This is a genomic window from Vibrio toranzoniae, assembly GCF_024347655.1.
Lineage (GTDB): Bacteria > Pseudomonadota > Gammaproteobacteria > Enterobacterales > Vibrionaceae > Vibrio > Vibrio toranzoniae.
On sequence record NZ_AP025515.1, the window covers coordinates 1333328 to 1353391 of the forward strand.

General features: G+C 44.2%; 20 protein-coding genes, 1 pseudogene and 1 riboswitch. Of the genes and pseudogenes, 17 read left to right on the plus strand and 4 right to left on the minus strand.

Translation table 11 applies throughout. The features are described from left to right. Positions 1 to 30: 30 nt before the first annotated feature. The 10 genes and pseudogenes from OCU50_RS20280 (at position 31) to thiM (ending at position 8870) form a co-directional block, all read left to right on the plus strand. Positions 31 to 1128, plus strand: coding sequence for a YdcF family protein (locus OCU50_RS20280; RefSeq protein ID WP_060469731.1), 1098 nt, complete (start codon positions 31 to 33; stop codon positions 1126 to 1128). Between the two features lie 107 nt (positions 1129 to 1235). Further along, entirely contained in the window at positions 1236 to 1487 is a 252-nt protein-coding gene (locus OCU50_RS20285; protein WP_004731647.1) for a DUF2999 family protein, read from the plus strand. A gap of 247 nt (positions 1488 to 1734) precedes the next feature. Continuing rightward, positions 1735 to 2475: a helix-turn-helix domain-containing protein gene (locus OCU50_RS20290; RefSeq protein ID WP_060469730.1), complete on the plus strand. Its 741-nt coding sequence runs from the start codon at positions 1735 to 1737 to the stop codon at positions 2473 to 2475. 77 nt (positions 2476 to 2552) lie between these two features. Further along, positions 2553 to 3491, plus strand: a complete 939-nt coding sequence (locus OCU50_RS20295; RefSeq protein ID WP_060469729.1) for a DMT family transporter — start codon at positions 2553 to 2555, stop codon at positions 3489 to 3491. 76 nt (positions 3492 to 3567) lie between these two features. Next, positions 3568 to 3679: riboswitch (TPP riboswitch) on the plus strand. A gap of 96 nt (positions 3680 to 3775) precedes the next feature. Beyond that, entirely contained in the window at positions 3776 to 4669 is an 894-nt protein-coding gene (thiD, locus tag OCU50_RS20300) for a bifunctional hydroxymethylpyrimidine kinase/phosphomethylpyrimidine kinase (RefSeq protein WP_060469728.1), read from the plus strand. After that, a complete protein-coding gene (locus tag OCU50_RS20305; protein WP_060469727.1) occupies positions 4659 to 5438 on the plus strand; it encodes an ABC transporter ATP-binding protein in 780 nt (259 codons plus the stop codon). The genes thiD and OCU50_RS20305 overlap by 11 nt, the downstream gene beginning before the upstream one ends. Before the next feature lie 118 nt (positions 5439 to 5556). Further along, positions 5557 to 6291: pseudogene (locus OCU50_RS20310) on the plus strand (ABC transporter permease); the annotation flags it as partial. Between the two features lie 120 nt (positions 6292 to 6411). Further along, positions 6412 to 7368, plus strand: a complete 957-nt coding sequence (locus OCU50_RS20315) for an ABC transporter substrate-binding protein (protein WP_060469726.1) — start codon at positions 6412 to 6414, stop codon at positions 7366 to 7368. Positions 7369 to 7376: 8 nt separating this feature from the next. Beyond that, positions 7377 to 8057, plus strand: a complete 681-nt coding sequence (gene tenA / locus OCU50_RS20320) for a thiaminase II (RefSeq protein ID WP_060469725.1) — start codon at positions 7377 to 7379, stop codon at positions 8055 to 8057. A 27-nt stretch (positions 8058 to 8084) separates the two neighbouring features. After that, the gene (thiM, locus tag OCU50_RS20325) at positions 8085 to 8870 is read left to right on the plus strand and encodes a hydroxyethylthiazole kinase (RefSeq protein ID WP_060469724.1); all 786 of its coding nucleotides are present in this window, start codon (positions 8085 to 8087) and stop codon (positions 8868 to 8870) included. A gap of 145 nt (positions 8871 to 9015) precedes the next feature. Here thiM and OCU50_RS20330 read toward each other — a convergent pair whose 3' ends face one another. Next, complete coding sequence (locus OCU50_RS20330) at positions 9016 to 10959, minus strand: methyl-accepting chemotaxis protein (protein WP_060469723.1); 1944 nt, start codon at positions 10957 to 10959, stop codon at positions 9016 to 9018. Positions 10960 to 11221: 262 nt separating this feature from the next. On the opposite strand from OCU50_RS20330, the gene thiE reads away from it, so the two are divergent. Further along, positions 11222 to 11836 (plus strand): thiamine phosphate synthase, encoded by a 615-nt coding sequence (thiE, locus tag OCU50_RS20335; protein ID WP_060469722.1) that lies wholly within the window; start codon positions 11222 to 11224, stop codon positions 11834 to 11836. A gap of 46 nt (positions 11837 to 11882) precedes the next feature. Here the strand turns inward: thiE and OCU50_RS20340 are convergent, their stop codons facing one another. Beyond that, a complete protein-coding gene (locus OCU50_RS20340) occupies positions 11883 to 12785 on the minus strand; it encodes a LysR family transcriptional regulator (protein WP_060469721.1) in 903 nt (300 codons plus the stop codon). A gap of 136 nt (positions 12786 to 12921) precedes the next feature. On the opposite strand from OCU50_RS20340, the gene OCU50_RS20345 reads away from it, so the two are divergent. Both OCU50_RS20345 and OCU50_RS20350 read left to right on the plus strand, forming a co-directional pair. After that, the gene (locus OCU50_RS20345; protein ID WP_017058097.1) at positions 12922 to 13350 is read left to right on the plus strand and encodes a PACE efflux transporter; all 429 of its coding nucleotides are present in this window, start codon (positions 12922 to 12924) and stop codon (positions 13348 to 13350) included. A gap of 124 nt (positions 13351 to 13474) precedes the next feature. Continuing rightward, positions 13475 to 14068, plus strand: coding sequence for a hypothetical protein (locus OCU50_RS20350; RefSeq protein WP_060469720.1), 594 nt, complete (start codon positions 13475 to 13477; stop codon positions 14066 to 14068). 178 nt (positions 14069 to 14246) lie between these two features. Here the strand turns inward: OCU50_RS20350 and OCU50_RS20355 are convergent, their stop codons facing one another. Beyond that, a complete protein-coding gene (locus OCU50_RS20355) occupies positions 14247 to 14456 on the minus strand; it encodes a hypothetical protein (RefSeq protein ID WP_060469719.1) in 210 nt (69 codons plus the stop codon). Between the two features lie 771 nt (positions 14457 to 15227). Here OCU50_RS20355 and OCU50_RS20360 point away from each other — a divergent pair. The 4 genes from OCU50_RS20360 to OCU50_RS20375 all read left to right on the plus strand — a co-directional run bounded on the left by OCU50_RS20360 (position 15228) and on the right by OCU50_RS20375 (position 18927). After that, positions 15228 to 16154 (plus strand): siderophore ABC transporter substrate-binding protein, encoded by a 927-nt coding sequence (locus tag OCU50_RS20360; RefSeq protein ID WP_060469718.1) that lies wholly within the window; start codon positions 15228 to 15230, stop codon positions 16152 to 16154. A gap of 99 nt (positions 16155 to 16253) precedes the next feature. Next, positions 16254 to 17207 (plus strand): ABC transporter permease, encoded by a 954-nt coding sequence (locus OCU50_RS20365; RefSeq protein WP_060469717.1) that lies wholly within the window; start codon positions 16254 to 16256, stop codon positions 17205 to 17207. Continuing rightward, positions 17200 to 18150 (plus strand): iron chelate uptake ABC transporter family permease subunit, encoded by a 951-nt coding sequence (locus OCU50_RS20370; protein WP_060469716.1) that lies wholly within the window; start codon positions 17200 to 17202, stop codon positions 18148 to 18150. Before OCU50_RS20365 ends, OCU50_RS20370 begins: the two co-directional genes overlap by 8 nt. A 12-nt stretch (positions 18151 to 18162) precedes the next feature. Beyond that, positions 18163 to 18927 (plus strand): iron ABC transporter ATP-binding protein, encoded by a 765-nt coding sequence (locus OCU50_RS20375; protein ID WP_017058103.1) that lies wholly within the window; start codon positions 18163 to 18165, stop codon positions 18925 to 18927. A 103-nt stretch (positions 18928 to 19030) separates the two neighbouring features. Here OCU50_RS20375 and OCU50_RS20380 read toward each other — a convergent pair whose 3' ends face one another. Then, the gene (locus OCU50_RS20380; RefSeq protein WP_060469715.1) at positions 19031 to 19933 is read right to left on the minus strand and encodes a LysR family transcriptional regulator; all 903 of its coding nucleotides are present in this window, start codon (positions 19931 to 19933) and stop codon (positions 19031 to 19033) included. Positions 19934 to 20064 lie beyond the last annotated feature (131 nt).

The window sequence follows — 20064 nt, forward strand, 5'->3', positions numbered from 1 at the left end:
TGAACACTTAAAACGACACAGGATCTTTCCATGAAAAAGAACATTATCGCCCTCGCTCTTGGTGGCATGCTAGCCTTTGGCGCAACACCTTATTCTTTTGCTGCTAACGATGGCGCAGTACAGGCTTCTGCCGATTACGCGCAGTTGGTGACTAAGCGACAAGTTGTTGACCAATTGCTTCTTGATGCGTTGCAGGCGTTTAAGTCTCCGGCAAGAATTTCTCACGCGGGCTTCACGGCTAAAATGCCAAGCAACATGGAAATTGTGACCAACCGATTGTTAGAAGCCTACAAACTTGAGCCTTACCGTACTGACTTGCTGATCTCGGCAGCGAACGCTCAGATCTACAACAAGAATGCAGAGCGAGCCATTGAGCTGTTTGAGCAAGCACTGACAGTTGCGCCAGACGATGTTGACTTGCATGCGTACCTTGCGGTTTGGCAAAGATTTGATGGCAATGACAGTGAATCTAATAAGCATATGCAGAAGCTTGAGAGCCTGAACAAAGGCAAAGCCGAAGACATCAAACGTATCTTTGCTACGGTCGATCGCGTACTAGAAACACCGTTGAAAAAATCGGCGGCTAAAGGCCTATTGAGCGATCACGGTGCGATTGTTACTTTGGGTTACGCGCTGAACCCAGATGGCTCTATGCATGAGATCTTGATTGAGCGTCTTGAAACGACACTGGCAATGTCTAAAGCCAACCCAGACGCGATGATCGTGTTAACGGGTGGCGTGCCTAAGAACCATAAGACAGAAGGCAAGTTGATGGCGAATTGGCTTATCTCGAAAGGGGTGAATAAAGACCGTATCATTGAAGAGAACTATGCGACTAGCACGGTAGGTAATGCCTTGTTCAGTAGCTATGCGCTTGCTCGCCATAATATTAAACATGCGACCATTATTAGCTCGGCGAGCCATGTTCGTCGTGGTCAAACCTTGTTTGAAATTGCGAGCTGGCAAACTGGCCCTCAAGGAATCACCTTTGATACGGTTGCTTACCCAGACAAGCCGTTAGAAAGCCTTAAGAAAGCAAGCAGTGGTGAACTGTTAGGTATTTATCGTGACGCTCTAAGAACCTACGGGATGTGGAGTTACCGTTCTTACCCATTAGAATCTCGATAGGCTTAGCGTTACTTCACAGTAGGCAAAGCATAAGTTGCTAGTACAATCGAGCACAGCTAGATGGTATGCTGTGCTTCTACTTAATTTAGTGTTTCAAAGGCAAAAAAATGAACCCGATTTTAGCAATGTTGAAAGAGAATAATATTAGCGACGAGCAGATCAGCGAGTTATTCAAAACGTTGACCGAGAACCCTCTTGCAGCAATGGCGACAATCAGCCAACTTGGTTTACCACAAGATAAGCTTCAAATGCTGATGGGTCAGGTAATGCAAAACCCTGCGCTAATCAAAGAAGCCGTTGAAGAGCTTGGCCTAGACTTTTCTAAGGTTGAAGCCGCTAAAGAGCAACTTCAAAAATAATCGAGTGTGAATGAGTTCTTTAGTTAATGAGCGTTAGTTGATTCGGTTAACTGTTCTTGGCAACGCTAATTAGACTTGTGTAAAAAGCCGTTTGAGTATCAGTACTTAGACGGCTTTTTTGATCCAAACAGCAGGCTAGAGCTGGGGATAGGACAAACTAATTCCAGCTCGATGTGACTCCCTCTCTTAAATCATGTAGTTTTTCATTAACACTCTTGCTCTCAAAAACTGAATTCCGGCGTTGCTCATGAAATCTAGCTTAAGCATTCGATCTTACACCAAGCAATTCAATACTCATGCTCATGATGGCTACCATCAGTTGGTGCTGCCTATTCAGGGGAGTATTAGCATTGAAATGGTTGGTTATGTCGGTAAAGTGGCGGTCGGCGAGTGCGTGGTAATTCCGGTAACCACAGCTCACGCGTTTAAAGCGAATGAAGCAGCGCGGTTTATTGTTGCTGATATGACCGTGTTGCCTCAGCACTTGTTAGATCAAGAACTCTCTGTATTTGCGATTACACCGCCTTTGATGAGCTTCTTACTGTTTGTTGAGAAGCAGTTGGAGCATCAAGTAGACAGTGGTATTGAATCATCAATTTTGGATGTATTTTCATTGCTGTTAGAGCAACAACAAGTGAGCAAGAGCATTGACCCAAGAATCCGTGCGGTGCAAAGGCTCATTGCGGATAATTACGCTCAACAACTATCTATTTCACAGCTGGCAGAAACGGCGTGCTTGAGCCCCACTCAGTTTAAGAAACGCTTCAAAGAGTGCCTTGGTATCAGCGCGCTTAAATACATCACTCGATATCGTATGGAGAAAGCGCAAGCCTTGTTAAGCCATACCGATTTACCGGTTCAATTGGTTGCAGAAAACGTCGGATATAGTGACATTTCTGCGTTCAGTCGCCGCTTCTCTCAGCACTTTGGAATGTCTCCAAGAGCGTTTTTAGGTTCGATGAAAGAGAGTCTTTCGAAACAACAATAGCGTCCTTTTAGCAAACTAATTACTTAGCTTATTCACTATTATCTATTTCCGAAATGAAAATAAACTGGGTAATAGCAATGAATCTCGCCATCAATCGCGTTAACGAATTCCAAATGGGCACTTTAGCCATCTTGTTTGCTTCTGTCTTGTGGGGGACAACAGGCACTGCCGCAAGCTTTGCACCTGATCTCAGTCCATTAGCGATTGGTGCTTTCTCTATGGGCTTTGGTGGCCTAATGCAAGCGGGCTTGGCGTATCGAAAAATCCTATTCGCTTTCGACAAACTTTTGCAGAACAAGAAGCTGTTGGCAGTGAGCGCTTTGGCTTTGGCGGTTTATCCTTTAGCTTTCTATTCTTCAATGAAATTATCAGGCGTAGCGATTGGTACCGTCGTTTCGATTGCTACTGCGCCGTTCTTTTCTGCTCTCTTAGAGTGTCTTATCAGCAAAAATAATAACATCACCAAACGTTGGCTTACTAGCTTTGCTATAGGTGTGATTGGGATCGGGTTGCTGGTGTTTTCAGAGTCGGCATCGGTGAGCAAGTCCGATGATGATTTGAAGTTATTAGGCATAGCTTTAGGCTTGGTTGCAGGTTTGTGTTACGCCATTTATTCGTGGGCGACAAAAGCTCTGATAGACAAGGATATTGAGTCGCAAGCAGCAATGGGCAGCATTTTTGGCTTAGGTGCAATGTTGCTGCTACCAACACTCTGGTTTACTGGAGATAACTTATTCGCATCAAACATCAATAGTTTGGTCATGGGTTACTTGACGTTAATTCCTCAGTGCTTGGGTTACATCGCTTTTGCCTATGGCTTACGACATGTGACTGCGAGTAGTGCCAATTTGATTACCTTGCTTGAACCCGTTGTTGCCGCAGTACTCGCCGTGTGTATTGTGGGTGAACTTATCCCATTTACGGGATGGTTAGGTATGGTTTTGATCGTGCTGTGCTTATTTCTTCAGTCACAACGACGCAAAAATGAATCTAACTCATTGTTAAATATGACTTAGTTGAATTTTATTCATTCGTGATTCTTATAATTGAATAAAAGGAGTATCTCAGTTGCAAGAGTGCTGTTACTATCGCTATCAATAGTCGGGGGGCATATACCTTAATTGGTGTTTGCTGAGATCGTTATTCGAGACCCGTTGAACCTGATTCAGTTAACACTGGCGTAGGGAACTATAAGCACTCGATCTACGTCTGCATCCATGAAAGCTTTCATGAGTTTAATGCGGCATTTTCTCCGGTCAGTGTTGGTTCTCCTACGTCTTGCAAGATAGTAGGAGCGACAATGACACACAGTTCTATTCCACCAGTTTTAACTCCAAGAGCCTCAACTTGTCAGATCCCTATTGACAGTTCGATTCGATCAAACACTCCAATTGTTTTAACCATCGCGGGCTCTGACAGCGGCGGCGGCGCAGGTATTCAGGCAGACATCAAAGCCATGTCTGCAACCGGTAGTTTTGCTTGTTCTGTGATTACCGCTATCACTTCTCAGAACACCCAAGGCGTTTCTGCCATTTTTCCTATCCCGCTCGACCACGTAACAAGTCAATTAGATGCTGTCTTTACTGATCTTAATATAGTGGCGGTAAAAGTTGGTATGTTGGCTGATTCGCAAATCATCAAAATTGTCGCGGATAAAATTAAACAGTACCAACCCAAGTACCTCGTCATTGACCCTGTAATGGTGGCAACCAGCGGTGACTTGCTGCTAGAAACCTCTGCCATTAGTACATTAAAGCAAGAGCTGATTCCGCTGGCTGACATCATTACGCCTAACTTGCCGGAAGGCGCGGCACTGACAGGGAAAGCCGTGCCTAAAAGCGAAGCTGAAATGCAGGGCATGATTGAAGACCTACGCGCACTGGGTGCCAAAGCCCTTCTTCTCAAAGGCGGCCACTTAGAGAAGGATGAGAACAGTAACGATCTATTGATTTTGCCAACCACATCGGCCCTGATTAGTGCGAAGCGTTTTCCTACCCAGAACACTCATGGCACGGGGTGCACGCTCTCCTCTGCTATTGCTTCTTTCTTGGCTCAAGACAACACGCTTGAGAAAGCTGTCGAACTAGGAAAACAATATATTTCTCACGCTATTGCTCATGCTGATGAACTTCAAGTCGGTGAAGGCCACGGCCCAGTACATCACTTTTTCGTTGGGCACGGTAATGTCCGCTAATAGGATTGGTGTTCAACTCAGCAACGCGACCTTGCGCTACCGCGATAGTGAGCACGCCACCTTATCGGGGCTGTCGCTTAGTTTAAACGCGGGTAAGTGGACGGTGTTGCTTGGGCGAAGTGGCTGCGGGAAAACTACCGTGTTGCGTTATCTCGCAGGTTTACTAGACGACAAGGTAGATTGGCACGGCACATTGGAAACGTCCGATGAACTGCCTTTAACGGATCGCATTGCTTACATGGCGCAGCAAGATTTGTTGCTGCCATGGTTGTCGGTTATCGACAATGTGTGCCTGAGTCATCGTTTTCAAAATTCCGCAGCCAAGCATCAAAGCCAAGCATCCAATAAACAAGCTCAAACCAACCAAGCATTGGATTTGTTGACTTCGGTTGGTCTGGCCGATTACGCGAATGCGATGCCAGATCAATTGTCTGGTGGTATGCGTCAACGTGTTGCTTTGGCTCGAACTTTAATGCAAGACAAGCCCGTCGTGCTGATGGATGAACCTTTCTCTGCGCTGGATGCGGTAACAAGGCATAAGCTACAAAGCTTAGCGTGTGAGCTGTTAAGAGATAAAACCGTTGTGTTGATAACGCATGATCCACAAGAAGCGGTGCGTTTGGCGGATAACTTATATGTGTTGCAAGGTATACCTGCGAGCGCCCAGTCATTATCTGTGCCTAATACAGCGACACCAAGAATGTTAGACGGTAAATGTGCTGAGTTACAACAAGCGATTTTAGAGCAGTTGGAGCGTGACTATGAATGATCTAACGCGAAGTGAAGCTGTGGCTAGCTCAAAGATAGAAAACGTAGCAGTGCAAAGCTCAGGGGTAGAAAGTTCAACCGAGACACAAACCAAACTTGCTCACCCTCGGCAGATGAGTCCCGTTATGCGGTTGCTTATCAGCAGTGCTGTGATTCTTGGTTTATGGCAAATGGTGGTGGTTATCTTCGAGATGCCGAGCTTTATTCTGCCAGCGCCTGCAGAAGTCTTTATTAAACTAATCGAACGCTATGATGTGTTACTCAAGCACACTTGGGTGACTGCGCAGGAGATCTTACTTGGTCTATTGCTCGGTTTATCCATGGGGCTGTTTTTCGCCCTGCAGATGTTGATGTTCGAACCGCTAAAACGTTGGCTGTTGCCTATCTTAATTGCTAGCCAAGCGATCCCGGTGTTTGCGATTGCGCCAGTGTTGATGCTGTGGCTGGGCTATGGCATCGCCTCAAAAGTCGTGATGGCGGCGATCATTATCTTCTTCCCCGTGACGACCTGTTGCTATGACGGCCTGCGTAATACACCGACAGGTTATCTTGATCTCGCCAAGACGATGGGCGCATCGAAATGGCAACTGCTTCGTCACATCCAACTGCCTGCTGCGCTGCCAACATTAGCGTCTGGTATTCGTGTGGCTGTGGTTATTGCCCCAATTGGCGCCGTTGTCGGTGAGTGGGTGGGCTCTAGTGAAGGGTTAGGTTACCTAATGCTACAGGCCAACGCGCGCATGATTATCGATGAGATGTTTGCTGCCTTGTTTATCTTGGCGATACTGTCTATCTCGCTCTACTTCATCACAGACAAATTACTTAAAAAAGCTATACCTTGGGAGAACCAGTGATGGTTCGCTCAATAACTCTTTGTTTAATAAAGCTTCGCTCAAGGCTATTTATCTAAACAACACCTCGTTAAGAATTAGATCGACAAACACAATAATAATATTCAAAAGGAAAGGTTAACTATGAAAAATACTAAATTGGTAGGTGCAGTGGCATTGCTTGCTTCGTTGATTTCAGGTCATGCATTGGCAGATTCTGAACAAAAGAAACTGACACTGATGTTGGATTGGTTTGTGAACCCGAATCATGGCCCAATTGTGATTGCTCAAGAGCGTGGCTACTTTGCTGACCAAGGCCTAGCGGTTGAAATCCAAGAGCCAACCGACCCAAGCACGCCTGCAAAATTGGTCGCGGCAGGTAAGGTCGATTTAGCGGTAACTTACCAACCTAGTTTAACCATGGATGTGGCAGCGGGCCTTCCTCTAGTTCGTGCATCAACCCTTATCGCGACACCACTAAACACACTAATGGTGCTGGATAATGGTAAGAACGATTCGTTAGCGGATCTGAAAGGTAAGAAGATCGGTATCGCGATTGCGGGTAACGAAGAAGCGACGATCGGCACCATGCTAGCGCAAGAAAATATTGCGTTTACCGATGTGCAAACCATCAATGTCGGTTGGGCACTGTCGTCTTCACTGGCATCGGGGAAGGTAGACGCAATCTGGGGTGGCTTGCGTAACTTCGAAACGAACCAGTTAGCACTTGAAGGCTTTAAAGCGAAAGCATTCTTCCCAGAAGAGCACGGTGTGCCCGCTTACGATGAGCTGATCTTTGTGGCCAACGCAAAGCAGCGCGATGATGAAGCGATCAAAGCGTTCAACAAAGCACTTGAACAGGCAACCACTTACATTGTGAACCATCCACAAGATTCATGGAGAGAGTTTGTGGCGTATTCACCAGATACGTTGAACAACGAACTTAACCAACGTGCATGGAACGACACACTGACTCGCTTTGCACTTCGCCCTTCAGCCGTGGACATGAAGCGTTACGATGATTACGCGCAGTTCATGTTCGACAAAGGCATTATTAAATCACTACCAAAAACCGCTGATTATGTACCGACTTTTGACTAAGGAATCTCATGAAATATCAAGACTTAATCCAAGCCTGCCAGCAAGATTGGCAAGACTACACTGAGCATGATTTTGTTAAAACGCTGGCAAACGGCACTCTCGCTCAGCCATGTTTTCTGCATTACTTGAAGCAAGATTTTCTGTTTTTGAAACAGTATGCTCGCGCTTATGCATTGGCCATTTACAAAGCTAAAACTTTGGCTGATATGCGCCGTGCACTGCCAAGTGTTCATGCTTTACTCGATTCTGAAATCTCTCACCATGTGACGTACTGTGGTCAGTGGGGCTTAACGGAATCTGATTTGGAAAACGAGCCTGAAGATTTCGGCACTGTCGCTTACACGCGTTACGTTCTAGACGCGGGTATGACGGGTGATCTTGTCGATCTTTATGCGGCACTGGCTCCGTGTTCAATTGGTTATGCCGTGATTGGTAAAGCGCTATTGGAAAGCAGCGATACCGTATTAGAAGGCAACCCATACGCGAGCTGGCTACAGCTGTATGGTGGAGAAGAGTTCCAGTCTGGCGTTGAAACGGGCGCGGAATATTTCAATCAGCTGCTTGCTGAAATTGATCTCAACAGCGAGCGTGGTCAGAACATCGTTCATATCTTTAAAACGGCAACGCGTATGGAGGTGGCTTTTTGGCAACAAGGGCTGAATGCTCTTGATAGCTCACCAGCCGTTTAAAGCGCTTTTAACGAATAAGGATTTCCCATGCTAACTGAACAAATCATTCAATCGCTTCGCGCAGTACGAGAGCAAAAGCCACTGGTGGTGAACATCACCAACTACGTCGTGATGAACAATACGGCGAATGCTTTGTTGGCGATTGGTGCTTCTCCTATCATGGCGCACTCGCAACAAGAACTGGCTGAGATGATGTCATTCTCTGGCGCTTTGGTGATTAACATTGGCACGCTAGACAGTGTTTGGACGCCGCGAATGTGTTTCGCGGTTGAGCAAGCGAATGCCAACAACAAGGTGGTGATTCTTGATCCTGTGGGTTGTGGCGCAAGTACACTGCGCACCGAGACTTCTCGTGAAATCGCACGTTTAGCGGATAAGTTGATCATTCGTGGTAACGCGTCTGAGATCATTGCATTAGCGGGCGAGCAAGCGCAGAGCAAAGGTGTGGATGCGCTTGATAGCAGTGATGCCGCATTAGACGCCGCAAAATGCTTAGCAGCTGAATACGGTGCGAATGTGGTGATTTCCGGTGAGACAGATTACGTTGTCACTAAAGATAGCGTTGTGACGTTAAACAATGGACACCCAATGATGCCGTATGTGACAGGCATGGGTTGTACCTTAACGGCATTGACGGGCGCATTTGCTGCTGTTGGAGATGAAAGTGGTTTGGCGGCAGCGGCGGTATTAGGCGTGGTTGGTGAAATCGCTGCTGAAAACTCACGCGGTCCGGGTAGTTTACAAATGAACGTGCTCGATGAGTTGTATCAATTAGACGAAGAGACTCTGATTCAACGCTTGAAGATTCAGTAGGCTCAATCTAGTTCTAAACTGATAGCTCTTAACTTCTAGCTTCTAACTAATAGCTATTAACTGAAAGAAAAGCCCCGACACTTATGTGCTAGGGGCTTTTAATTATTGGTTCAGAACTAGGTCAGCTGTGTTAAAGCTAGTTTTGCTAGGTTCTAAATCGATTCACTTGGCTTTCTAAGTGGTGAGCAACGTCGGTTAAGTCGCTTGCTGCGCCAGAAATACTGCTGACTGACTCTTGGTTGCTTTGCGCAATGGTATTGGCACCTTGCGCGTTTTCACCGAGTGACTTAGTCAGACAATCTTGTTCATCAACGGAGACTGCAATTTGGCTGTTGGCCTGATTCAAATCTTGGATGTGTTGGTTAATCACATGCAAGTTTTGAGAAGCTTGCTGCGCTTGAGTTGAAGCATCTGAAACCGTGCTGTGGCTAACCTTAATGGATTCTAAGGCATCTTTAGCGCCACGTTGTAGTGAGGTGATGAGTTCATCAATCTGGCTTGCTGAATCTTGGGTACGCTTAGCTAAGGTTCTTACTTCATCTGCTACTACTGCGAACCCGCGACCTTGCTCACCCGCACGAGCTGCTTCAATGGCTGCGTTCAATGCCAATAGGTTGGTTTGTTCAGATACACCTTTAATCACTTCAAGAATGGCACCAATGTTCATCGACTCTTTGTGTAGGTCGGTCACTTTCTGGCTGCTGACCTGCATGCTCTTATCGGCACTGCCAATTTCGTGCAGCGTTTTGTCGACTTCTTTTAGACCCATCGCGACATTCTCGGTCGCTTGGTTTGCAACTTGAGACGCGTGGTTAGCGCTTGCTGCAATTTCTGATGTACTGGAAGCCAATTGATCAACGGCTGATGAGATATTGATCATTTCACTGTTCAACTGTGTCGCGTTGGTCGAGCTGTTATTGGTCACTTGATTGAGTGATTCGGACATCTCGCCAATGCGCACACTAGAATGGTTCACTTGGCCGACAATATCGCGCAGAGATTCAATGGTGATCTCCATATTGGTCAGCAGTTCGCCAATCTCGTCTTTGCTCTCTATGTTTACTTCAACATTCAGGTTACCTTGAGAAAGCTCGTTGGTGATCTGTTTAACCTGCGCGATGCCTTTGGTAATAGAGCGAGTCACCAGCACGGCGCTTGTCATGCCAATGACCAGAGCAACCCCCGTAAGCAAGATGATGATTTGAATCGAGCGTTTTTCACTGGCTTGCAATACAGGCGTGAGCGCTTGTTTCTGCTGTTCTAGAATACTTTGAGCATCGGCCACTGCGATAGCCAAGCTGTCGCCAATTGAGGCGAGGGTCGCGGTTCTTTGGGTGTTCTCAATCATCTGTTGATGAACTTGTTCAAAGCCTTTTGCATACGCTTCGCGCTGGTTAGTGAAGTCTTCAATTAGCTCACTTTGATACGGCGATGATTTAAGAGATTCAATATCACCTTCGATTCCTGGAAGTGAGTATTCAAAGATATCTTTACCGGCTTCATAGGCTTTAAGGTCATTGTTGTTTGAGTAACTGAGCACAGTGATCTTCGCTGCGAGGAAGTTCTCCATCAACATACCCGCGTACAAGCTCGCGTTTGGATCGTTGTTGTTGTATGACTCATACAACAAGCTCTGAGCGGCTTTTAGTGCGTTGGTTTCTCTTTTGACCATCTCTACATTTACCAATTGGTCAATGAGGTGCTGACTCTGTTTCATTGAGCCATAAGCCGAATCAAATGCCGCAACGTTGTCCTGTACTAATTGCAAGCTCGATAAGCTATCGGTGTTGGTGGTCGTTTGGATTAAGTTGTTCAGCAGCTCATCAATCGCGAGTTTGCTTGATTGATAATTCGCCTCATATTGCTCATCCAATGATTCTAAGTAGCGTTCAGAGGCCAAACGCATCTCAAGAAAGTCTACTTGAATGTTGCCTGACAATGTCGCCTTGTGGCTAAGGTCACTGTATTGGCTAAAGCCATTCGACAAGGTTTGAATACCTTGGTAACTCACAAAGCCTGAAATGACGAAAAAGAGCAAGCAAATGGCATAACCCAGCTTGATCTTGAGCGCTATAGAAAGGTGGCGCATAACTATCCCTATATTTACCTGATTCCTTCATCGCTGAGTATTCCATAAAACAGCATTCTGGGCATGCTTGAAGTGAATATTTTGTGTAATAAGTAATGCTTTAGTTAAAAAGTTCAGGTTTTTCGGCATGCTCTCAACGAGTTGCGTATTTGATGGCGCGTGTGTAATTGAGTTTATTAAGTATCAACTAGCATGCACATTATGCGATTTATCGGTAAAATAGTAGAAAATCAATTTTAGAAATCAACGCCAAAGGCACGCTATGAATCCTTATAAACTCTACTTGGTAACAGACGACCAACAAGATTTAGCGACACTTAAGTTCGTGGTTGAACGAGCGGTCGCAGGTGGCGTCACTATGGTTCAAGTAAGAGAAAAGCATGGGGATGTAAGAGCTTTCATTGAGCGTGCAAAAGCCGTTAAGTCGGTTTTAGCCGGAACGAGTGTACCGCTGATTATTAATGACAGGGTGGACGTTGCATTGGCTGTGGATGCTGATGGTTTACATTTAGGGCAATCGGATATGCCTGCAGTGTTGGCTCGTCAGTTGATTGGCCCAAACAAGATTCTTGGGTTATCGATTGAGACCGATAAGCAACTACAAGAAGCCGATAGCTTGCCGATTGATTACATTGGCCTCAGCGCGCTGTTTGCTACACCGACTAAGACAAACCTAAAGAAACACTGGGGTTACGAAGGCATTCAAATGGCGTTGGATAGCACTAAGTTACCAATCGTCGGCATTGGCGGAATCAACGAATCGAACATCCCTCAGCTTACTGAAACGGGCATTCATGGGCTAGCATTAGTATCAGCGATATGTCACGCCGAAGACCCGAAAGCCGCGACAGAGTATCTGTTGTCTCTTATGGAGTGATGTAGTGAAACTAACGACAATATTAACGCGTCGAACAATCAAGGTTTTAGCTTGCTTGCCACTGGTTGTACTGCAGTGAATAGCCCCCGAGTTTTTCAATTAAGCTAGTGAGCACGGGTCCATTGATGTGACTTCGTGAAACTAAACAACCCACTGGCGTGAGCCAGCCACCATGTTCATGCGCCACAGGCAGAGCCACTAGCTTTCCTTTCTTAATTCCTTCCATCACCATCATTTCAGGTACATTTGCCCAGCCAATATCCTGTTCAACGAGATCAATGATGGTTCTGTGGTTGTTGGCATACCAAAGCATCGAGCTAATGCCGTAGGTGAACCACAGCTCCCGTTGTTTCGAACTGCGATGCACGCACTGGCGGTAACGTTTTAAGTCGGAATCTTGCACTACGGGCATTTGGCTGAGTTCGTGCGTGGCGGAGCTGACAGTCAAAAATCGTGCTTGGCCAAGTAAGAAGAAGTCCATATCCACCTTAAGTTCACCATCCGCATAGATGATGCCTATTTGCGCTTTTCCGCGTCTCACTAGATCTTCTACATCGAAGGTTGAGGTCGTAATAATATCGAAGTGTGTAATTGGGAACTGATCGGCTAGTGAGCTAATTATCTTGATGAAGTTTTTATCAATGACGCTCTCATCAACAGCAATGATCAGTTCGTGCTCGTCTTCCTGTGTCAGCGATTCTACTTTTTGATCGAAGTACTTTTGTTGGTCGAGAATAGACTTAGCGACAGGCAATAACGCTTTACCTGTGTTGGTCAAAACAGGGATGTTTTTCTCTCGGTTAAACAGCTCTTGGTCGATAGCGATCTCTAGGTTAGCGATTGATTGGCTAACGCCGGACTGAGCGCGTTTCAGCTTGCGTGCGGCCGCTGAAAAAGATCCACTTTCACACACAGTGACGAAGACTTTTAGTTGCTCAAAACTGTACATGGTGTCTCTCTCAATTCTAAATAGGGGGATAATATTCAGGCTATCACTATTAGTGATGGTTGTTAACTTTCTATTATTATTTACGATGACATAATCCTAGCCAATCCAACACCTAGTAGATTATTTAGAGGAATGTATGAGTACGTTAGAAAGAGTGTTTCACTCAGTATTATTTGAAGTTTTGGCTGTAACGCTTTCAATTATAGGCTTAGCGATATTTACCGATCATGATGTGAATGCCTTATCAGGAACCATGATAGTTGTTGCCACCATCGCGATGATTTGGAACTACTGTTTTAACCGCATTTTTGATCGCTACTTTACGGGTGAAAAATCCAAGCGTTCGCTTAAATTACGTGTTTTTCATGTCATGTTGTTCGAAGCAGGTCTGCTGGTCGCGACTATTCCAGTGATGGCTTACTTGCTTAACGTGGGGATATGGCAGGCATTTTTGATGGACATCGGCGTTACTGTCTTTATTACCATTTATGCGTTTGTATTTAACCTGACTTATGACCATGTTCGAGCATTTTGGGTGCAACGAACTGAATTGGCCCTTCGGTGAAATCTAGGTGTGACGCCTAAGGGTATGTTTTCTATATGTAACTCATTAAGTTTCCGAAATACCATGGTTAATAATGGTATGATCGAAGGTCCAGCACTATGAGTTATAAAGAATAGGAAAGAGAATGACTAACCTTACACATCATCAAGAAGATGCAATGGCTACGTTTAAGGAAAACCTACACCTTCCAAATGGTGGTTTTCATAAACTGATTATTGAGCTAAGTAAGGAATATCAGCTGCCTTTTCAAAAGGTGCGTGCCGTTTTAAAGAAGGCTCAAAAAGACGTTGAACGTCAAATCCGTGAAGATTTTTCGAGTATTGATGATACGGTGCTTAGCCAAGCGAATTGGTTGAGCATCATTAAGTCAAAGCTTATCGAACTGGCGGAAGATAACCAAACGGTGATGGATAAGCTGCAACTCAATCTGAAATATCAAAAAGTGTTGTCGGCAACCAATGGTTCAATTGCAAGTGAAGACGAGCGTGATGAATTGATTGAAGAGTTGATTCAAGCTTATGAAAAAGAGGTGTTCAAACCTTTACTGGCGATGCTGCATACAACAAAGCTGTATTGGAAACTGATGCTGGTGGATGAGACATGTAAGATGAATGAGGAGAATCGTGATAAGTTCAGTGATTACCCTCAACACATGCAAGCTGCAGAACACTTATATAAACTTGATCAAAAGTTAAGGTCGATGCCGTTAACGCAATGATAATGACGCATTGATGATTCAAGGTTCAATATAAGCGACTTTCAATGAAAGCACGATAACCTAGCTAGCGTGAGCCGCGTGTGAAATGCAAAAGGGCTAGGTTTCTAATTTTCTTTGTTCTGCTAGAGCGAATTGAGGGTCACATTTTGGGACTAAATATGTAATCTTTGGGGAAATGCTATAGGAGTGTGAAATGTCCTAGTGTGTTTCCGTTGCCCGAAACAATTGTTCCGATGTTGTCCTGTTCATTAAACTCAAAGTCGATGAGATAACTGTTGTGTTGTAGCTTTGGCAATATGTGGCGGTGGAGTATATCGCTATTAAGTTGTCGAATCTCTGTGATCCATGACAGTTCTTCTTTCAGTAAGTCTATTTTAATTGTGAGCATTTATTACCTTTTAGTTTATTGACTGTTTTATCGCGTGATAATTGATACCAATGTGTTTGTCGTGTTGTTCTGCGTGACATAACTGTGCCTTGTGTTTATTACATTTATATTTAAGTCGTTGAACTATTTTTAATTTGCTAGAAAAAAAGCAAATAACGAATAGAACGGTAGTGGGATCGAATTTGAAAGCTATTGAATGACTATCTAGGTGAAAGCTGACGCAGAGATGGTGTAACGAGGGAATCGAGAACTGTCTATGAGGAACTTGGACTGAATTTAGCATTAACAGCTCTTTAAATGAGAGCCAGAGGACACACTATACGCCTAGTTTTTTTAATTACAACTTTATTTTCAATTATACCTAAAATAGTCAGCATACAGAATTCTATTTATAGGGAGATTGATGAACATAATGATGGCTGATGATTGGTTTCAAAATATGAAAGGTTTGATGCTTCACTGATTTATTTTTTTTATACGATATGGTTGTTTTTGCAACGAGAATGACTGTCGCTAATGGCGCAAGTTGCTAATCGAGATAACCAGATATGAATATCCACTTTTACGCATTTGAATACAAAAGTTGTTGTGCTGCATATTTGATGCGAATATAATTGATAATTATTATCACTTGCGTTGCTGGTTTGTTACTCATTCAATAACAAACTTTACGTTATCGTTATTTAGCTGTTGTTTACGCATCAGATTACTTATGAATCATGTGACTTTCATAAGTGAGTCGTGGTTTGTATCAACAGCACAGGAAGAGACATGAAAAAAATAATCAATTCAGTTCGCCAATTATTGAGCGGGCTTGCTGTTGCGTTATCATTCACGATGGCCGTTCAAGCTGAAACCGTCACCGTCGAACACGTAAAGGGTACGGCTCAGTTTGCTGAAATACCACAACGAGTTGTCGTTCTGGGTTTTGGTAGCTTGGATGTGTTAGACAAAATTGGTGTGAAGCCAGTAGGTGCCCCTCATAGCCTAATGCCTGATTACCTAGAGTCTTACAAAGAAACAACAGCAAATACTGGCTCGTTGAGTGAACCTGATTTTGAAGCTATCTACATGTTGAAGCCTGACGTTATCATTGCTGAAAACCGCATGCTTAAGGTTTACGACAAATTGGCACAAATTGCTCCGACAATCATGTTCTCTATTGAGGGTGACAAGTACTGGGCTGACGCTCAAGAAAATTGGCGTGCACTAGGTCAGCTATTTGATAAGCAGGCTGAAGTTGAAGCGATTATCGAAGAGACTCAAACGTCGATTACTGCGGTAAATGACAAAGTTGCCTCTGAACAAACTTCAGCAATGATGTTGATGAATAACGGTAATAATATTGCGATGTTCAACAAAGGCAGTCGGTTCTCTATCATTTTTGATGACTTTGGTTTCGTTGAATCAAAGAGTGCGGCAGTGGCCCCAATTAAAGGAAGTCACGGTAACTTAATCTCATTCGAATACATTGCTGATGCAAAACCCGAAGTGCTTTACGTTCTCGATCGTGAAAAAGCGATTGGTAAGTCAGAGGGGCGTGCACAACAGCTATTCAATAATCCATTAGTAGCCGCAACACCAGCAGCGCAAAAGGGCAATATTGTTTACCTCGATTCAAGTGCTTGGTATCTGGCGGGTGGCGGTGTAACTGCGATCCACAGAATGCTTGGTGACATTGAACGTACCATTCAATAGTAACCAATAGTTCGATTCTTGGGCTTATAAGAGCGTTCTTATAAGCCCTTTTTCACTTTCCATACGGGCTACCCGAGACCTACCTTTAGTGTTATTTCTATGTTGAAACCCATTGCAGCTGCTGTATTTCTTGTTGTGTTATGTGTGGCGTCATTGATGGTTGGGGTTGCTGAAATCAATTTTAGTGATTTCTTAAATGGCAACCAACACGCCAATTCTATTTATATTGTTAGTCGGATCCCTAGACTGTTCGCGATTGTGCTTGCCGGAGCGGGTTTGAGTGTCTCTGGTCTTATTATGCAGCAGATCGTGCAAAATAAGTTCGCCGCGCCGTCCACGATGGGCACGATTGACTGTGCCATGTTGGGGTATATCGTCGGTATACTGGTGTTGGGTAATGCCGCGCAATGGAGCTACTTAGGCTTCATTTTCGCGTTTGCAGTTTTCGGTACCTTGTTGTTGGTTCGTTTCTTACAACATCTTAAGTTTAAGAATGCGGTTTTGGTGCCATTAATTGGTATTATGTATGGTAACGTTGTCTCGTCTCTAACGACATTTATCGCCTACAAGTATGACTTGGTGCAAACCATGTCGGCATGGACGATGGCGAACTTTGCGAGTGTCTTGCAGGGTAGCTATGAAATTCTTTATCTCGCGGTACCTGCTTGTGTGTTGGCTTATTACTTCGCCAGCCAGTTCAGCGCAGCGAGCATCGGTGAAAGCTTCGCGAAAAACATCGGTCTGAATTATCAGAAGATTGTCTTTATCGGGGTTGCTCTAGTCGCGATCTGTGCTTCTTCTGTGGTGATGATTGTCGGTGTTATCCCATTCCTTGGCCTTATCGTGCCGAATATCGTGTCGCTGATGATGGGCGATAACATGAAGAAGATTCTGCCTTGGACAGCCTATTGGGGCGTGATCTTGGTGTTAGCTTGTGATTTGTTAGCTCGAATCGTCATCTTCCCTTATGAGATCCCAATCTCAATGGTAATCAGCATCTTTGGTGGATTGATTTTTATCTACCTAATCATGAGAGACAAGTCGAATGCGTGATTCAGTAAAAATTGCGATTCTGGCGATCGCGTCTTTGGGCATGATGGCGTTATTTATCGGGCAAGGGCTAACGTGGGATAACTACGAGTTCTTCCTGTCTTTACGACTACCAAAACTGCTGTCGATTGTGTTGGCTGCTGTGGCGATCTCTGCGTCGTCACTGGTTTTCCAAACCATTACTAATAATCGAATTCTCACCCCATCCATCTTGGGCTTTGACAGTTTATACATGCTGGTTCAAACGTCTCTTCTGTTTGTGTTTGGTGGTACCAGTTTTTGGGTAATTGACGTTATCGCAAACTTTTCACTGTCTGTAACTGTGATGATCTTGTTTTCATTTGTGTTGTTTCATTTCTACTTCAAGAGTAAACGAAACAACGTATTTACACTGTTGCTGATTGGTATTGTGTGTGGCAGCGTATTCTCGAGCCTTTCCAATTTCTTAACTATGTTGATTGACCCAAACGAATTTGCAGTGCTGCAGAATGTGATGTTTGCAAGCTTCAACAACGTAAAAGGTGAGTTGGTTTACCTTAGTCTTATTCCATTGGGTTTGAGCGTACTTGGCCTGTGGCTGCTGGCTCCTAAGCTCGATGTGCTTTGGCTTGGCGTCGATAATGCGACAAGTTTAGGTGTGAACACTAAGCGACTTACCCAAATTACGCTAATCATTGTTTCCATCATGGTAGCGATATCCACAGCCTTAGTCGGGCCTGTGCTTTTCTTTGGCTTGATCACCGTGAGTTTAGCTCGTCAGATGTTCAGCTCTTATCAACACCGCGTGCTTATCATTGCCAGTAGTTTGTTAGCGGTGGTGCTGCTGGTGTCTGGGCAATGGTTTATTGAAAAAGTGATGGCGTTTGAAACCACGGTGAGTGTGATTATTAACTTGGTTGGCGGTTTGTATTTTATGTTTTTGTTGTTACGCACCAGAATTCAGTGAAGGTAGTAAGTAGTGATTAAATTAACAGGTTTGAGTAAGAAGTATGGCAAATCACTCGTGGTGGATGATGCCAGTGCTATGTTCCCGAAAGGGGAAGTGACTTCTATTATTGGCCCCAATGGTGCGGGTAAAAGTACGCTGCTTTCAATGGCGAGTCGCTTGACAGAAAGTGACGCTGGTGAGGTGATTATTGGCGATAAGTTACTGGCTGAATGGGATACCAAAGAACTGGCAAAGCACCTTGCTGTCCTAAGACAGTCAAACAACATCAACATGCGATTTACGATTCGTGAGTTGGTTTGTTTTGGTCGTTTCCCTCATTCCCAAGGTCGCTTAAAAGCAGAAGATAATAAAATTGTTGATACTGCGTTAGAGCACCTCGGTATTACTGATATTCAAAACAAATACCTTGATGAGTTGAGTGGCGGTCAGCGTCAAATGGCGTTTATTGCAATGGTTGTGGCGCAAGATACCGACTATGTGTTCTTAGATGAGCCACTCAACAATCTAGATATTAAGCACTCGGTAGAAATCATGCAGACACTTCGTCGTTTAGCGCATGAGTTTAATAAAGCGGTAGTGATCGTGATTCACGACATCAACTTTGCTTCTTGTTACTCAGATAACATTGTCGCGATGAAAAAAGGCCAAGTAGTTAAGTCGGGTAAGGTCTCTGAAGTCGTTGAAAAGTCAGTAATGGAATCGATCTACGAGATCCCGTTTGAAATTCGTGAGTTCGATGGCGTTAGAATCTGTATGTATTATTCAGGTCGATAACCTTGCTGTATCCAACCATGAAAATTGATATTACTTAAAGAACCTAGCCTTTACTTTTATGATCACCCCTCGTAACTCTTAGCATTAAAGGCTTTCGGTCAATCTACGAAACGAACGAATGACAGACACTGTGTTTGATCAACTCAATCACAGTGTTGTATCTGTGTGGTAGCTTTCGATTTCGCTTCTGAATTAAATATAAGGTTTCTTCAACTTCTACTTTTGGCGGGACAACATACAACTTATCGCGTTCTGGAAAATGCTCCACAGCGCCTGCAGGTAAAACCGTAAACCCAAGCCCTTTCGATACTGGCAGCAATATCTGGTGAAGCTGATTGATGTAGCCAGATTTTGGTATTTCATTCACGTTGATGTTAGCCAGATTTTTATCTCCGCACAGGTCAAAATACAAAGACAGATAGTGGGCTGAATCTGGATGGGCAATCAGGCCTATGTCGTGCAGAACTTGTGGCGTTATCTCTAAATCAGCAAGACTGTGATGGACGATAAGACACAAGGCTTCTTTGCCAATGACTTGGCTTTGGTAATAACTGTCGTTGGGCGAGTGTCTAACGATGCCGATGTCGGTTGTGCCTTGGAGCAAATCATTTAATATCTTTTGGTTTGGCGCTGCTTCTAGGTGAATGCTTAATTCTCGATGTTGTTGCTGCAATTCAAGAAGCTTTGGATAAAGGCGCAGAGATAAAGAGCCAGAGCACGAAAGGTTACATTGTCCTGAATACGGGTTGTCAAAACTCAGAGACTCAAAAAGGTCTTCTTGGTCTTTCTCTAGTTTAAGCGCATAACGATACATAATCCGGCCTTGTTCGGTCAGTTCGAAGCTCTTATTTTCTCTCGATAACAAGTCACAGTGACAAGCTTGCTCAAGCTTTTTGATGTGTTGACTAACGCCAGGCTGCGTCATATACAGCTTTTCTGCGGTTTGGGTGAAATGACCAACTTCAACCAGAGTTTTAAATGTATTGAGCCAAAGTGGATTAATCATACTCACCTTTATTCCATAATAACAAAAAATTATTATTATCTTTAATTATGATAATTTCAAATCTAGCGCTTAAACTAGCGTCAATCAAAACTAAAGTGATAGGGAATTTCTGAGAATCAGCGGTTAGGTGA